This window comes from Kitasatospora sp. NPDC088783 (genome assembly GCF_044750705.1).
Taxonomy (GTDB): domain Bacteria; phylum Actinomycetota; class Actinomycetes; order Streptomycetales; family Streptomycetaceae; genus Kitasatospora; species Kitasatospora fiedleri.
Genome location: NZ_JBIVKJ010000029.1, coordinates 18,886 through 34,176, shown reverse-complemented (window position 1 = coordinate 34,176; position 15,291 = coordinate 18,886). Strand labels below are relative to the sequence as shown.

General features: G+C 76.2%; 13 protein-coding genes. 1 reads left to right on the top strand and 12 read right to left on the bottom strand.

Annotated elements, in window-relative coordinates; genetic code table 11:
- Positions 1-76: 76 nt before the first annotated feature.
- The 6 genes from ACIP60_RS37160 to ACIP60_RS37135 all read right to left on the bottom strand — a co-directional run bounded on the left by ACIP60_RS37160 (position 77) and on the right by ACIP60_RS37135 (position 7,763).
- Complete coding sequence (locus ACIP60_RS37160; RefSeq protein WP_400693700.1) at positions 77-1,660, bottom strand: glycerol-3-phosphate dehydrogenase/oxidase; 1,584 nt, start codon at positions 1,658-1,660, stop codon at positions 77-79.
- Positions 1,661-1,752: 92 nt separating this feature from the next.
- A complete protein-coding gene (gene glpK, locus ACIP60_RS37155) occupies positions 1,753-3,282 on the bottom strand; it encodes a glycerol kinase GlpK (protein ID WP_400693698.1) in 1,530 nt (509 codons plus the stop codon).
- 198 nt (positions 3,283-3,480) lie between these two features.
- Positions 3,481-4,248 carry an IclR family transcriptional regulator gene (locus ACIP60_RS37150; protein ID WP_100835387.1) on the bottom strand — a complete coding sequence of 256 codons (768 nt, stop codon included), beginning with the start codon at positions 4,246-4,248 and terminating at the stop codon, positions 3,481-3,483.
- A 572-nt stretch (positions 4,249-4,820) separates the two neighbouring features.
- Positions 4,821-5,999, bottom strand: coding sequence for a serpin family protein (locus ACIP60_RS37145; RefSeq protein ID WP_400693693.1), 1,179 nt, complete (start codon positions 5,997-5,999; stop codon positions 4,821-4,823).
- Positions 6,000-6,164: 165 nt separating this feature from the next.
- Positions 6,165-7,136, bottom strand: coding sequence for a homocysteine S-methyltransferase (gene mmuM, locus ACIP60_RS37140; protein WP_400693690.1), 972 nt, complete (start codon positions 7,134-7,136; stop codon positions 6,165-6,167).
- 141 nt (positions 7,137-7,277) lie between these two features.
- Positions 7,278-7,763, bottom strand: coding sequence for a carboxymuconolactone decarboxylase family protein (locus tag ACIP60_RS37135; protein ID WP_400693687.1), 486 nt, complete (start codon positions 7,761-7,763; stop codon positions 7,278-7,280).
- A gap of 337 nt (positions 7,764-8,100) precedes the next feature.
- On the opposite strand from ACIP60_RS37135, the gene ACIP60_RS37130 reads away from it, so the two are divergent.
- The gene (locus tag ACIP60_RS37130) at positions 8,101-8,640 is read left to right on the top strand and encodes an EF-hand domain-containing protein (RefSeq protein WP_400693686.1); all 540 of its coding nucleotides are present in this window, start codon (positions 8,101-8,103) and stop codon (positions 8,638-8,640) included.
- 203 nt (positions 8,641-8,843) lie between these two features.
- Here the strand turns inward: ACIP60_RS37130 and ACIP60_RS37125 are convergent, their stop codons facing one another.
- The 6 genes from ACIP60_RS37125 to ACIP60_RS37100 form a co-directional block, all read right to left on the bottom strand.
- Entirely contained in the window at positions 8,844-9,290 is a 447-nt protein-coding gene (locus ACIP60_RS37125; RefSeq protein ID WP_100835382.1) for a DUF6917 domain-containing protein, read from the bottom strand.
- Positions 9,287-10,261: a Gfo/Idh/MocA family protein gene (locus tag ACIP60_RS37120; RefSeq protein ID WP_400693683.1), complete on the bottom strand. Its 975-nt coding sequence runs from the start codon at positions 10,259-10,261 to the stop codon at positions 9,287-9,289. Before ACIP60_RS37120 ends, ACIP60_RS37125 begins: the two co-directional genes overlap by 4 nt.
- Entirely contained in the window at positions 10,258-11,433 is a 1,176-nt protein-coding gene (locus ACIP60_RS37115; RefSeq protein WP_400693680.1) for an Ldh family oxidoreductase, read from the bottom strand. The genes ACIP60_RS37120 and ACIP60_RS37115 overlap by 4 nt, the downstream gene beginning before the upstream one ends.
- Positions 11,434-11,534: 101 nt before the next feature.
- A complete protein-coding gene (locus ACIP60_RS37110; RefSeq protein ID WP_400693677.1) occupies positions 11,535-12,884 on the bottom strand; it encodes a M20/M25/M40 family metallo-hydrolase in 1,350 nt (449 codons plus the stop codon).
- Positions 12,874-13,986: a sugar phosphate isomerase/epimerase family protein gene (locus ACIP60_RS37105; protein WP_400693674.1), complete on the bottom strand. Its 1,113-nt coding sequence runs from the start codon at positions 13,984-13,986 to the stop codon at positions 12,874-12,876. The genes ACIP60_RS37110 and ACIP60_RS37105 overlap by 11 nt, the downstream gene beginning before the upstream one ends.
- Positions 13,983-15,035 (bottom strand): hypothetical protein, encoded by a 1,053-nt coding sequence (locus ACIP60_RS37100; RefSeq protein ID WP_400693671.1) that lies wholly within the window; start codon positions 15,033-15,035, stop codon positions 13,983-13,985. The genes ACIP60_RS37105 and ACIP60_RS37100 overlap by 4 nt, the downstream gene beginning before the upstream one ends.
- Positions 15,036-15,291 lie beyond the last annotated feature (256 nt).

The following is a 15,291-nucleotide window of genomic DNA, read 5'->3' as shown; positions in this document are numbered from 1 at the left end:
TCTCCCGGAGGGCGTCGCCTTTTCGCGCCCTTCCCACCTCTCGCCGTGCCTTCCCACGCCGCTCCGCGCACCCGGCCTACCGCTCCAGCAGCTCCGCCGTGCGCTTGCGCACCTCCGCGCCGTCCAGCCCGCGCACCGTCAGCGTGGTGCGCCGCCGCAGCACGTCGTCCACCGTGTACGCCCACTCCTGCTCGGCCGCGTACACCACCTGCGCCCACACGTCCGGCCCGTCGGGGTGCACCCGTTCGCCCAGCTCCGGGCGCTCGGCGATCAGGCGGGCGATCTCGAAGGACAGCGTGCCGTAGTGGGTGGCCAGGTTCCGGGCCACCAGCGGGTCCATCCGGCTGCCCGGCTCGCGGTCGGTCAGCAGGCGGCGGGCGACGGCCTGCGGGGCGCCGATGCCCGGCAGCGGGACGGTCGGCGGGATCGGCGAGACGTCCTCGGCCAGGCCCACGCCCGGGGCGTGCTTGAGCTTCTCCAGGATCACCCGGCCGATGTGCCGGTACGTGGTCCACTTGCCGCCCGCCACCGACAGCATCCCGGCCCGGCCCTCGGTCACCACCGTCTCCCGCTTCGCCGCCGCCGTCCCGCCCGGCCCGCCCGGCAGCACCCGCAGGCCCGCGAAGGAGTACGTGATGTCCTCCCGCCGCAGGTGCTCGCCGCGCACCGCGTGCCCGGCCTCGGAGAGGATCTGGTCGACGTCCGCCCCGGTGGCCCGGACGTCCAGCGGGTCGCCGGTGTACTCCTCGTCCGTGGTGCCCAGCAGGACGTGGTCCTCCCACGGGATGGCGAACGACACCCGGTAGTGGTCGATCGGGATGGTCAGCGCGGCCCGCCACGGCGCCTGCCGGCGCAGCACCACGTGCGCGCCCTTGGACAGCCGGATCGACGGGGCCGCGCCCGCGTGCTCCATCCGCCGCAGGTGGTCCACCCACGGGCCGGTGGCGTTCAGCACCAGCCGGGCGTCCACGCCGAACTCGGTGCCGTCCAGGGCGTCGCGCACCTCGGCGCCGGTGACCCGGCCGCGGGTGAAGCGCAGCCCGGTCACCTCGGCGTGGTTGAGCACCACCGCGCCCGCGTCCACCGCCGCCCGCACCGTCATCACGGCCATCCGGGCGTCGTTCATCTGGTGGTCGCCGTACACCGCGACCCGCCGCAGCCCCTCGGTGCGCAGCCCGGGCACGGCGCGGGCCGCCGCCGCGGGGGAGGCCACCCGGCCCAGGCCGTCGCGGAACGCGGACAGCGCCGAGTACAGGAACACGCCCGCGCCGAGCTTGGGCGCCGAGTGCGGGCCGCCCTCGTAGACCGGCACGAAGAAGGTCAGCGGGCTGACCAGGTGCGGGGCCACGTGGGTGGCCAGCGCCCGGCGCTCCTTGTGGTTCTCGGCGACCAGCCGCACCGCGCCGGTCTGCAGGTAGCGCAGCCCGCCGTGGACCAGCTTGGACGAGGCGGAGGAGGTGGCGTTGGCGAAGTCCCCGGCGTCCACCATGGCCACCTTCAGCCCGGCCTGGGCGGCGGTCCACGCGGTGGCGGTGCCGAGGATGCCGCCGCCGATCACCAGCAGGTCGTAGCGGGCCCGGCCGAGCAGTTCGCGGGTGGCGGCCCGGGGGACGACGCGGCCGGCGGCGCGCTCGGCGCCCAGGGTCGGGATGGTTGCCATGGTGTGTGGTGGGCGGCCCGGTGTGCGGCCGGTCCGCGTCTCCTTCCGATCGGTGGGGTCCTGCGGCGAGCAGGGTCTTGCGGCAGGCGGAGTCAGAGCTGCGGTGGGTCGTCCGGCTCGTCCTGGTCGATCCAGCCCATGGTGCGCTCCACGGCCTTCAACCAGTTGCGGTGCTCGCGCTCGCGCGTGTCGGCGGCCATCCGGGGCGTCCACTCGGCGGCCCGGTGCCAGTTGGCCCGCAGGGTCTCCAGGCCGTCCCAGAAGCCGACCGCCAGGCCCGCCGCGTAGGCCGCGCCCAGCGCGGTGGTCTCGGCCACGTAGGGGCGCTCCACCGGGACGTCCAGCACATCGGCGATGTACTGCATCAGCAGGTTGTTGGAGGTCATGCCGCCGTCGACCTTCAGCGCGCTCAGCGTGACCCCGGAGTCCTTCTGCATCGCGTCCACCACCTCGCGGGTCTGCCAGGCCGTCGCCTCCAGCACCGCCCGGGCCAGGTGCCCCTTGGTGACGTACCTGGTCAGCCCGGTGATCACGCCGCGCGCGTCGGCCCGCCAGTACGGGGCGAACAGGCCGGAGAACGCGGGCACCACGTACGCGCCGCCGTTGTCCTCGACGGTGCCCGCCAGGGTCTCGATCTCGGCGGCGGTGGAGATGATGCCGAGCTGGTCGCGCAGCCACTGCACCAGCGAGCCGGTCACCGCGATCGAGCCCTCCAGGGCGTACACCGGGGGCCGGTCGCCGATCCGGAAGCCGACCGTGGTGAGCAGGCCGTGGTACGAGTTGACGATCCGTCCGCCGGTGTTCAGCAGCAGGAACGTGCCGGTGCCGTAGGTCGACTTGGCCTCGCCCTCGGCGAAGCAGGTCTGGCCGAACAGCGCCGCCTGCTGGTCGCCGAGCGCCGCCGCGACCGGCACGCCCGCCAGGTCGCCGACCGCCTCGCCGTACACCTCGGCGGAGGAGCGGATCTCCGGCAGCATCGCCAGCGGGACGCCCATCGACTCGGCGATCCGCTCGTCCCACTGGAGGGTGTGCAGGTTCATCAGCAGGGTGCGGGAGGCGTTGGTGACGTCGGTGACGTGCCGGCCGCCGTCCACGCCGCCGGTCAGGTTCCAGATCAGCCAGCTGTCGACCGTCCCGAACAGCACGTCCCCGGCCTCGGCGCGCTCGCGCAGGCCCTCGACGTGGTCCAGCAGCCAGCGGATCTTCGGACCGGCGAAGTAGCTGGCCAGCGGCAGGCCGGTCTCCCGGCGGAACCGGTCCTGCCCGACGTTGCGCCCCAGCTCGCGGCAGAGCGCCTCGGTGCGGGTGTCCTGCCAGACGATCGCGTTGTGCACCGGCTCGCCGGTGTGCCGGTCCCACAGCACCGTGGTCTCGCGCTGGTTGGTGATGCCCACCGCCCGGACGTCCGCCGCGGTCAGCCCCGCCTTCCCCAGCGCGCCGCGCACCACCGAGCGCACCCTGGTCCAGATCTCGGCCGGGTCGTGCTCCACCCAGCCGGGCTGCGGGAAGATCTGCGCGTGCTCCTGCTGCTCGACGGCGACGATCCGGCCGTCCGCGTCGAACAGGATGCACCGGCTGGACGTGGTGCCCTGGTCGATCGCGGCGATGTGGCTGGCAGTCATACGGTTCCTCGGCTCACGGACGTCAACGGGGCGGGGGTGACCATTCGTCAGTCCCCGTGCGCGCGGGTCCGGCAAACCAGGCGGGCGGGCGGTCCGCCGGGCCCCTCCGGACGCCGTTCGACAATGTCGAACGACCTTCGGAAGCCAACCGCAGCCGGACGCCCCCCGTCAAGGCGGTGTGACGCACGCCCCCGGGATTCAGAACCGGTGCGCGCCCAGGTCCCGGGAGATCGCCCGGGCCGCCGTCCGCACCGAGGCCACCAGCGACGGACGCACCGCGCCGTCCGGGCCGCACACCGTCTCCACCGCGCCCGACACGCACACCGCGCCCACCGGGTTGCGCCGCCGGTCCTGGATCAGCGCCGCCACCGAGGCCACGCCCTCCCAGGTCTCCTCCACCGCGTCCGCCCAGCCGCGCTCGCGCACCAGCGCGCACTGCGCGTCCAGCTCCGCCGGCTCCGTCACGGTCCGGGCCGTGAACGCCTCCCACGGGCCGTCGCCCAACTCGCCGCGCGCCACCGGGTCGTACGCCAGCAGCACCTTGCCCAGCGCGGTCGCGTGCAGCGGCTGCATCGAACCGACCTCCAGCACCTGCCGCGAGTCGTCCGGCCGGAACACGTGGTGCACCACCAGCACCCCGCGCTGGTGCAGCACCCCCAGGTACACCGTCTCCCCGGCCGCCCGCGCCAGGTCGTCCGCCCACACCAGCGCCCGGGCCCGCAGCTCGTGCACGTCCAGGTAGCTCTGGCCCAGCCGCAGCAGCTCCGCGCCCAACTGGTACTTGCCGCTCTCCGGGTCCTGCTCGACGAAGCCCTCCTGCTGGAGCGTGCGCAGGATGCCGTGCGCGGTCCCCTTCGCCAACCCCAGCCCCGTCGCCACCTCCGACAGGCCGAGCCGCCGCTCCCCGCCCGCCAGCAGCCGCAGGATCGCGGCCGCCCGCGACAGCGACTGGATCGCACCGGGCACCCGCCCACCTCCACTGACCACCGGCCGACGATGCCGACCACCACCCGAGAACGGGATGGACCCGCCCCCGAAGACCGTACTACCCGGCACCACCACCACGCGGTACCGTCCCGCCCGGGCGCTCCCCGCCCCGGCAGGGGCGCTGGGGGTTGCGCGGGCAAGCCCGACGGGCCGCGCGCCGTCGGCGCGTGACTCCGGTGCACTGCCCAGCCGCAGTGCGGTGACACCCTGCTGCCTTGTCTCTGTGTCGCGATCACTTCCCCCGCCGGGATTCCCGTGCCCCGGCAGGGGCGCTGGGGGTTGCGCGGGCAAGCCCGACGGGCCGCGCGCCGTCGGCGCGTGACTGCGGTGCACTGCCCAGCCGCAGTGCGGTGACACCCTGCTGCCTTGTCTCTGTGTCGCGATCGCTTCCCCCGCCGGGATTCCCGTGCCCCGGCAGGGGCGCTGGGGGTTGCGCGGGCAAGCCCGACGGGCCGCGCGCCGTCGACGCACGACTCCGGTTGCACCACCTGCCCGGCACCCGGCACCCGGCCGCCGGTCGCGCCGGCCGGGGCTCCCCGCCCGGGGTTCGCTCAGCCGGTCGCCTCGGTGGGCTCCGCCACCCAGCCCGCGACCAGGACCAGGCCGGTCGGGCGGTGCACGGCGAGGAAGGTGAACGGGCGGTCGTAGCGGGCGGTGGCCCGGCGGACGCGGAGGCCGGGCGGGGCGCCGATCCCGCTCCGGGTCATCGCCACCGCCGTGACCGCGCCCGCCTCGAAGCCCGCCGCGCCGAACTCCGCCACCGCCGCCTGCCGGGCCTGGCCGACCCGCAGCGGGACGCTCCGGCTGATGCCCGGGAAGTGGCTGCCGTCCCCGGCAGCGGTGCGCAGGCCGAACAGACCGGCGTGCGCCAGCAGGTCCAGCTCCGCCCGGACCTCGAAGGCCACCGTCTCCAGCACGCCGACGTCGCGCGGCGCCGACGCCCGCACCGACTCCAGCGCCAGCCCGGGCCACGGCTCCCCGTCGGCCAGCCCCGCCACCGGCGTCCGCCGCGCCGCCCCCGCCACCAGCTCGAACCCGGCGGACACCACCGCGCCCGGCGCGGCCCGCGGTTCACCGAGCACCAGGTGGACGTCCACCTCGCCGCCGCCCGCGACCCGGACCTCCGTCACCCGCCCCGCCGCCGCGGTCTCCGCCACCGCGATCCGCTCGTACAGCCCGGGGCTCGACACCGAGAGCCTCCGGAACGGCCGCCGGGCCCACGGCCCTTCGGCGGCCCGGCCGCGATCCTCCCGGAACGGCTCCGCCCACCTGGTGCGCACCGTCAGCGCCGAGGCCAGCACCAGCAGCGCGTCCGCCGGCTCCACCGGCATCCGGCGGATCAGGCCGCCGGTCCGGTCCGCGGCCCAGGCGTCCAGCGCGGCCCGGTCCACGGCGGGGTCACCGGTCAACCGCCGCCACAGCGCGGCGCCCAGCCCCGCCACCCACTCCGGCTCCACCTCGACCCCGGGCGCCGTCCACAGCCCGAGCGCGGCCGCACAGCCCGGCACCTCCTCCACCCGCGCCAGCAACTCCCGCGCGGCGGCCGGAGCCTGCCCGGCCGGAACGCCCAGCGCCCGCTCCAGCTCGGCCCGGGCCGGGCCGTCCGCTCCCGAGGCCAGCATCGCCAGCAGCGGCCACACCCCGAGCGCCGTCCACACCTGCCCGGCCCCGGACCCGGCCCCGGACCACGGCTCCAACTCCCGTCCCCAGCACGCCCCCAGGGCGTTCACCCGCTCGACCGTACCCGCCACGACCAACCCCGTTCCCTCCTCGGCCGTCCCCGCCGACGCTGCTCCCGCCGCAGGGGCGGCGGCGCCACCCGGACCGCCCTCACCACCAGCAGTACCAGACCGGGCGGCCGGGCACCGCCGGACACCCGGCCGGGCCGACCCGGTTCAGCGCGCGGGGCGTTGCAGCACGGCCGCGAGTTCCGCGATCGCGGCCGGGCCCACCCGGCAGCAGCCGCCGACCAGCCGGGCCCCGGCGGCCACCCAGTCCGCCGCCCGCCCGGGGGCGAAGGCCGCCGCGCCCGTCCAGTCCCGGGCCGCCGGGTCCCAGCCCTCCCCGCTGTTGGGGTACGCCACCGCGGGCAGGCCCGTCACCTCCACGGCCAGCGCCACCGCCGCCGACACCTCCTCCGGGGCGCAGCAGTTGACGCCCACCGCCACCACCTCCGGCACCTCCGCCACCAGCGCGAACGCCTCCGAGAGCGGCTCCCCGCCCCGGGTCAACCCGTCCGCCGCGCCGAGCGAGAACCACACCGGCAGGCCCAACCCCCGTACGCAGTCCGCGAGCACGGCCGCCTCCAGCAGGTCGGGCACGGTCTCCACCGCCAGCACGTCCGGCCCCGCGGCGGCCAGCACCTCCAGCCGGGGGCGGTGGAACGCCGCCAACTCCCCGGCCGACAGGCCGTAGTGGCCCCGGTACTCGGAGCCGTCCGCCAGGACCGCCCCGTACGGGCCCACCGAGGCCGCCACCCAGCGCGGGCGGCCGTCACCCAGCTCCGCCGACACCTCCTCGGCCGCCAGCCGGGCCACCTCCACGCTCAGCGCCAGCAGCCGGTCCGCCTTCCCCGCGTCCACCCCCCGGGAGGCGAAACCCGGCCGGCTCGCCTGGTAGCTCGCCGTGGTCGCCACCTGCGCGCCCGCCTCGAAGTACGCCCGGTGCGCCGCCACCAACTGCCGCGGCTGGTCCAGCAGCAGCCGGGCCGACCAGAGCGCGTCCGACAAGTCGCAGCCCTGGTCGGCCAGTCGGTTCGACAGCCCGCCGTCGAGCAGCACCGGCCCGGCCGCCAGCGCCGAGACCAGGTCCCGACCGGCCGGGGAGCCGCCGAAGTCGGAAGGGGAGCCGTCGAAGTCCGTCGCCATCCCTCCAGCCTGCACCTGCCGCCGGTCCCCGGCGAACCGGACCGGCCCGGATCGGACCGGCCCGGATCGGACCGGCCCGGATTGATCCGGATCGGACCGGTCCAGGGTCTGCGGGGCTCCCGCGCTGCGGGCCCGGCGCGGTCAGGGCGTCCCGGCCGCCACCGGGCGCGAGGTGACCGCGATCCGGTTGTAGGTGTTCACCACGGCCGCCGCCCAGGCCACGAAGGCCGCCTCCGGCTCCGACAGCACCGACAGCGCGGCCCGCCGGGCCCGGACGCCCTCCGCCCGGTCGGTCAGCCGGGTGACCGCCTCGGCCAGGGCGAGCGCGGCCCGCTCCCGGGGCGTGAACAGCCCGGACTCCCGCCACACCACCAGCTGCGCCAGCCGCTCGTCCTGCTCGCCCGCCTTCCGGGCGGCCGTGGTGTGCAGGTCGACGCAGTACACGCAGCCGTTCAGCTGCGAGCAGCGCAGCCGCACCAGTTCCAGCAGCAGCGGCTCCAGCCCGGCCGCCGCCGCGGCCTCCTCCACCGCCCCGTGCAGGGCGTGCACGGCGGCGAACGCCTGCGGGCCCAGCTCGATCATCGGGAGCGGCGGGAGGGCGGGGAGCTGCGGGAGCGTTTCGGTCATCCTTCGAGCGTAGGGGCGGGTCGGCCCCCGGGCCGGGCGGAGAACGGCCTGATCACCCACTCGGGAGGCAACTGTCGAAACAGTTGACGGTATCCCCAAATCGTGGCGGGGGAGCGCCCGTTCAAGGGCCGCAGAGGTGATGTGACGTCAACGAAGCGACCGAGTCACCCGGTTGGCCGCACGTGTGCGATCCGTCGCTCACCGTGCCGGTAGTGTGACGTTCCGTTGCCGCACCGATTGTGTGACGGCTCATCCGAAAGCACTGCCGGGCGCCGTTCGCCGGCCTGTCCCTGGGCCGGTCGGCGCCCGCACCGGACTCACACTGGAGAACTCCGAGATGACCACTTCCGTGCAGCTCGACCGTACCCAGAAGCGCTTCGACCTCTGGGACGTGAACGGCGACGGCCAGATCGACCGCTCCGACTGGGACGCCGAGGCCAAGCGCATCCTGCAGGCCTTCGGCGAGGCCCCGGTCTCCCCGGCCGGCCGCGCGCTGACCGACGCCTACCTCGGCATGTGGAGCTTCTTCGCCGAGAAGGCGGGCATCGACGAGCAGACCGGCGCGCTCACCCCCGAGCAGTTCAACCACATCGCCGAGGAGCACATCCTGGAGAACGGCGGCGCCGGCTTCGGCCGCGTCGTCAAGCCGACCATCCAGGCCATCGTCGAGCTGGTCGACGTGGACGGCGACGGCCAGGTCAACCCGGCCGAGTTCAAGACCTGGCTGGACACGATCGGCGTCTCCAACATCGACCCGGCGGACGCCTTCCGCCAGATCGACGCCAACGGTGACGGCCAGCTCTCCGTGGACGAGCTGGTCCAGGCCGTGCGCGCCTACCACCTGGGCGACCTCGACGTCCCGCTGCTGGGCCGCTGAACAGCCGGTACGACAGCACCGGTCGGCCTGACCGGCCCGGCCGACGGCCACTGACGGCCGACGGTCGCCGCTGACGCCCGAAGGGCCCGGAACGGGGATGGCGCCCCCCGCTCCGGGCCCTGCTGTCGTTTTCTTTGCCGTCCCGCCGTCGACCGGACCCGTCCCGCCGTCGACCGGACCCGTCCCGCCGTCGCCGGGCCCGGTCAGCCCCCGGCCGGGACGAACCGCACCGGCAGCTCCGGCCGCAGGTCCAGCGACTCCCCGGTCAGCAGGCGGTCGGCCGCGATCAGCACGTTGTAGTGGTTGGGGAAGTGGCAGGCGTCGAAGCCCAGCACCGTGCCCACCCGGTGCTCGCCGACGAACACCTCGTCACCCCGGTCCAGCACCCCGGCCACCGCGATCTCCGCGAACCCCAGGAAACCCACCCGGTCGATCCGGGCCCCCGCCGCGGTGTCCCGCTGGTCGGTGGTCACCAACTCGTGCACCTCGCCCGCCCGTACGCACCGGCTGGCGAACGGCTCCAGGCTCATCCCGCGCTCCGTCCGGCTGTGCAGCAGCACCTTCACCAGCGTGCCGGTCACCGTCCGTTTCGGCCCGTTCTCGCGCACCGGCGGCCGCTGCGGGAAGAGCGCCGCCCGCTCCCGGATCATCCGCGCACCTCCGCCCGCGCCGCCGTCCCGGCCCCGGCCCGGTACGCCGCCTCGACCACCCGCAGCGCGTCCACCCCGTCCGGGCCCCGGTCCGTCGCGCCGTTCGCCGCACCGTCCGTCAAGCCGTCCGTTCCGCCGCGCAGCAGCCCGGCGAACGCGCCGACGATGCCCTCGTACTCGTGCCACAGCGACTGCTTGAAGCCCGCGTGCCCGGCCAGCAGGTCCGCCCGCAGCACCGAGCCGTCCGCCGACTCCACCGTGACGTCCTTGAGTTCGCCCGGGTACGACCAGTCCAGCTCGATCCGGCCGCGCACCCCGTCCGCCCCGGCCAGCTCCAGCTCCGCGTACCGGTCCACCCCGCCGCCGTCCCGCACCACCCGCGCGCCGGACAGCTCCATCCGGCCCGCCAGCAGCCGCACCAGGTCGTACGCGTTCGGGCCGTTGTCGGCGACGCAGCCGCCGCCGCACCGCTCCGGGTCCAGGTACCAGCGGTCCCGGCCGACGTGCTCCTCGATCCGCTCGAAGTAGCGCACCGTCACCGAGCGCACCGGCACCGGCCGTTCGGCGAGCACCGCGCACAGCTCCCGCACCGCCGCGTTGTACCGCCGGTGGAACGCGGTGAACAGCGGCACCCGCCGTTCGGCCGCCAGCGCCGCCAGCTCCTCGCCCTCCGCGGCCCGCAGCGCCAGCGGCTTCTCCACGCACACCGGCAGGCCCGCCCGCAGCGCGTCCCGGCAGATCGCCAGGTGCAGGTCGTTCGGGACGGTCACCACGACGGCGTCCAGCCCGCCCGCCGCCAGCAGCTCCCGGTGGTCCGTGAAGCAGGCCACCCGGCCGCCGAACGGCTCCAGCACGGCGGCGTCCCGGTCGCACACCGCCACCAACTCCACCCCCGGCACCCGCTCCAGCGCGGCCAGGTAGAACCGCGAGATCACCCCGAGCCCGACCACCCCGAACCGCAGCCCGCTCACCGCCCGCCCTCCGTTCCCGTGACCGCCCCCGCAGCCGTTCCGGCCACCGTTCCGGCCACCGGACGAATGCCGAACTCCGCGGCAATGGAGGCGAGTTCGGCCAACAGCGGCGCGGCCAGCGGCACCCCGTCACGGTGCGACTCGGCGGTGCGCCGGGCCTCGTGCCAGCCCGGGTACACCACCGGGCCGCAACTCCCTTCCGCCGGAGGGCAGTCCAGCACCGTCCCGAACAGGGTCCGGGCGTCCAGGGCCACCTGGCCGGCGTCCCGGAGCGTCGCCGGGGCGATCGCCAGCGCGAAGACGCCGATGTCGTCGTCCCGCCCGGACGGCCGCCCGTCCCCGTCCAGCGCGGCCGGCTCCGGGCCCAGCCCCGCCCCCGGCAGCAGCGCCGCCAGCACCTCCACCATCAGCCCCAGCCCGAAGCCCTTGAACTCGCCGCCCGCACCGGACCCCAGCCACAGCAGGTGCGCCTCGCCCCGGTCGAACGCGCCCGGATCGGTCACCGGCCGCCCGTCCGGCCCCGCCAGCCACCCCTCCGGGATCGGCCGACCCGCCCGCTCCGCCGCCCGGACCCGGCCGGTCGGCACCGCCGTGGTGCTCATGTCCAGGACGTACGGCGGCAGTTCACCCGCCGGCGCGGCCACGCTCCACGGGTTCGTGCCCAGCAGCGCCACCGCACCGCCCGGCGGCCGGGCGATCCGCTGCCGACCGCAGTTCGACGCCAGCAGCCCGATCATCCCGCGCCCGGTGACCCGCGCCGCGTGGTGGCCCGCACAGCCGAAGTGGGTGGCCCGGCGCACCGACACCAGCCCGATCCCGTGCCGCTCGGCCCGCTCCGCCGCCAGTTCCATCGCCGCTCCGGCCTGCCACAGTCCGAGCGCCCCCGCCGCGTCCACCAGCACCGCCGCCCCCCGGTCCGCCACCACCTCCGGCTCCGCCAGCGGATCGGCCCGGCCCTCCGCCAGCAGCGGCAGGTAGAGCCGCCCCAGATTGGCCAGCCCGTGCGAGTCCATCCCGGCGGCGTCGCCGTAGCACAGCGCCTCCGCCGCCGCCCGGGCCCGCTCGGGCGGCAGCCGGTGCGCGGTGAACACCTCGGTGGTGAAACGGATCAGATCGGCGTACGGGACGCGGACGGTACCGGCGGCACTGGGCGCGGACGCCACGGTGGTCACGGGGAACAGCCTCCAGACAGGGCTTCGAGCAGGGCTTCGAGCGGGACGTAGAGCAGGACGTCGAGCGGGACTTCGGGCGGGTGCCGGAGCAGGCGGGCGGCTCAGGGTCGGTGGCGGGCGAAGGCCACCAGCAGCCGGGCCACCGCCGAGGCGAAGGCGTCGAGCTGCGCCGCCTCGGCGAACTCGCCCGCCGCGTGCGCCCGGTTGGCGCCGAGGTCGCCGGGGCCGAGCACCACGGTGAACGAGTCGTCCGGCAGGTCGGCGGCCCAGATCGCGTCGCAGGTGAAGGCCGGTTCCCCGTCCGGCACCCGGGGGATGCCGGCCCGCCGGGTCAGCAGGTCCTCGAACCCCGGGTGCCGGCCGTCCAGGACCGGCAGGCCGCGCTTGGGCCAGTCCAGCCGGGTGATCCGGGCGCAGTCGGCGGCCGTCCGGGCGAACTCCGGCAGCCCGGCGAACCCGTGACGGAACGCGTCCAGCCCGGAGCGGACCGCCGCCTCGACCGCGGCCTCCACCCGGCGGCCCGAACCCGCGTCCCGGTAGGGGAGGTTGAGCAGCAGTTCGCCGCTCCCGTAGACCCGGTTGTGCAGCGGGCCGGTGCCCAGGCCCGCCACGCACACCGGGTCGCGCGGGCCGGGCAGGCGGCCCAGCTCCCGTGCCAGGTGCTGGGCGAGGAAGCCGAGCAGCACCGTCGCGTTGTGGCCCGCGCCCGGGCAGTCGTCGATCGCGTCCTCGCCGCGCACCCGCAGCCGGGCGGTGGCGGCGGCGGTGGCGCGCGGCAGGTAGCGCAGGCCGGTCGGCTCGCAGAACACGTTCAGCGCGCCCACGTACCCGGCCCCGACCAGCGGACGGGTGCCGAACACGCCCATCGCGCCGCCCTCCTCGCCGGACACCGCCTGCACCAGCACCCCGACCTCGCGCCCGACCCGGGGCTCCGCCGCCACCGCCGTCCGGAGGCCGGCCAGCAGCGCCACCGCCGGGCCCTTGGCGTCGATCGCGCCCCGCCCGGTGAACCGCCGCCCGTCGAACCCCACCGGCTCCGACCCGGCCACCGTGTCCAGGTGCACGTTGAACATCACCGTCGCCGCCCGGGGCAGCTCCGGCCCGAGGCGCAGCACCAGACTCGGCTGGCAGGCCAGGAACCCGGGCACCTCGGCGACCGCCTGCTCGACCGTCAACGGCACGCCGGGGCGGTCGAGTTCGTCCGGGCCGGGCGCACCGCGGTACAGCTCCACCAGCCCGAGGCCGGCCGCCGCCCGCGCGTACGCCCCCAGCGCCTCGGGCAGCAGCGGCAGCGGCGCGCCCGGGCCGGTCTCCAGCGGCCCGGCGGTGGGCAGCCGCAGCAGCTCCAGCAGCAACTCCCGCTCGTCCGGCGAGAGTTCCGCTACGACCTGGTCGGCCGCCGGGGCGCGCTCCACCACCCCCGCCCCGGACGGCACCGGCTCAGTGGGCATCGGACACCGCGCCTTCCCGGGCCGCCGACGCACCCGCGACCGGCCCGTCCGCGACCGGCCCGTCCGCGACCCGTTCGTCCGTGAACCGCTCGTCCGTGGCTCGGGGCACCGGCGCGTCCCGGACCAGGCCGCCCGGGACGAGCCGCCAGCCGGGGGAGTGCGGCAGCACCTCGCGTTCGATCAGGGCGGTCAACGCCCGTCCGGCGGCGACGAATCCGCTGTCGGTGCCGCCGTCCGCCGCCAGGCCCTGGTGCGGCCGGGTGGCCAGGTGCGGTTCCAGCGACCACACCCCGTGCCAGCCGCGCGCGGTCAACAGCCGCAGCGACTCGGCGAGTCGGGCGTCCCCCGCGCCGGGCAGCACGTACCGGGTGTCCTCGCCGTGGCCGACGGCGTCCTTGAGGTGCACGTGGTCGACGTGCCCGACGGTCCGGCGCAGCAGCTCGAACCCGTCGTAGCCGTACGCCGCGCCGTTGCCGGTGTCGTGCAGCAGCCGCAGCCCGGGGCTGTCCACCGAGGCGAGCAGGTCGAGCGCGTTCTCGGCCGAGGCCCCGCCCCAGCCCGCGCAGTTCTCGTGCAGCGCGACCAGGCCGCCGCGGCCCGCGCCGGCCGCGACGCGGCGCATCCGCTCCAGCACCCTCCGACGCCACTCGGCCTCCGGCAGGCCGGTGCCGTTGGGGTAGGACATCACCCGGACCCGGTCGGTGCCGAGCAGGGCGGCGCGCTCGGCGAGGGCGCCGAGCTCCCGCTCCTCGGGCCCGTGGCCGTCGGTGACGTCGGAGGCCCAGTTGCCGATCCGGGAGGCGAGGCCGCAGACCCGGATGCCCCGCCGCCGCAGGGTGCGGGCGAGGGCGGTGACCCGCCCGATCGGCAGGTCGGCGATCCAGACCCCGTCCACCGTGCGCAACTCCAGCTCGCTCCAGCCGAGTTGCTCCAGGGCGTCGAGCTGCCCGGCCAGGTCGGGCGCGGCCTCGTCGCCGATGCCGCCGAACCGGACGGTCGGCCGCCGGCCCACCGGCGTCCGGTCCATCGGCGTCCGGTTCGCCCGCCGCCACCGCGCCGTCCGGCGCCGCCCGGTCCGGCCGCCCTTGCGGAAGGCGCTCACCGGACCGCCACCGCCCGGCCCCCGCCGCCCCGGGGCCCGGACCCGCCGGACCCGCCGGACCCGCCGCCCGCCGCGATCGCCTTGGCGCGGTCGAGCAGCCGCACCACCTCGGTGTTGACCGCCAGGTCGGGGTGGGCCCGCCGCCGCCCCGGGCCCGTCGCCGTCCCGCCGGGGTCGGCCGCGTAGTAGGCGTACGTCTGGGCCAGGAAGCCGCCCAGCGCGTCGTCGTGCAGCAGCTCGGTGCGCTCGCCCTCGTGGTCGATGACGGTGAGCCGGGCGTACGCGTCGGCCTCGCTGCCGGGGAAGTGGCCGATCAGGGTGGAGCGGGCGAGTTCCAGGGTGACCCGGCGCTCGCGCACCGGCGAGGTGAGGTCGGAGCGGATCCGGGTCCACGCCCCGCCGTGGTGCTGGAGGTTGAGCCAGGCGGTGCCGAGCCGGGGCAGCACCCGGCCGTCGACCACCATGTCGGTGCCGCCCGCGCCGGTCACCTCGCCGGGCCCGGCGAGCGCGAGGCAGAGGCCGAGCGAGTGCGGCAGTTCGACGTCGAACGCGGTGGGGTGCCCGTCCCCGGCCAGCGAGCGGGAGAACCGCGGCTTGCGCTGGACGACGTGGATGGTCCGCAGCGGCCCGTACGCGTCCTGGGCGAGCAGCGCGCGCAGCCGATCGGTGAGGCGGCTGCCCAGCCACTGGGCGACCACCACCAGGTCCAGCCCGTACCGGTCGCGCAGCGCGAGCAACTCGTCCAGACCGCGGCTGTCGGCGGCCACCGGCTTCTCCAGCAGCACCCGGCGGTAGCCGAGCCGGCCGAGGGTGTCCAGCGCGGCGGCCCGCTCGGTGGGCGGGGTGCACAGGTGGACGACGGTGCGGTCCGGGTCGAGCAGCCGGGCCGCCTCGGCGAGGGTGGTCGGCCGCAGGTCGGCGGCGGCCCCGGGGCGCCGGTACGGATCGACGGCGAGGACCGGGCCGGCCGCGAACAGCCGGGCGGTGCCGGGTTCGGCGCGCAGGCGGCGCAGCACCGGGAGGTGGAGTCCGTGTCCGGCCCGTCCCATTCCGACGAGTAAGGTCCCGAGTCCGTTCGGCATGGCGGGGCGTCATTCCTTCCGGGTCGCTTCGGCGCTGCTTCGCCCGGTATTCAACCAGCACTTCGGCGGCGATCCGTTCCGCCGTCAAATCGCTTACCGGAAAGGCCATTCGAAGGAGTGAACCGGCTCTCCACGACGGGTGGACGGGGTCCGGGCGGCATAGATTCGGGTGCCCGGCAGATTCGGGCACGGACCTTTCCATCCGCTCGATCCATACCATCCG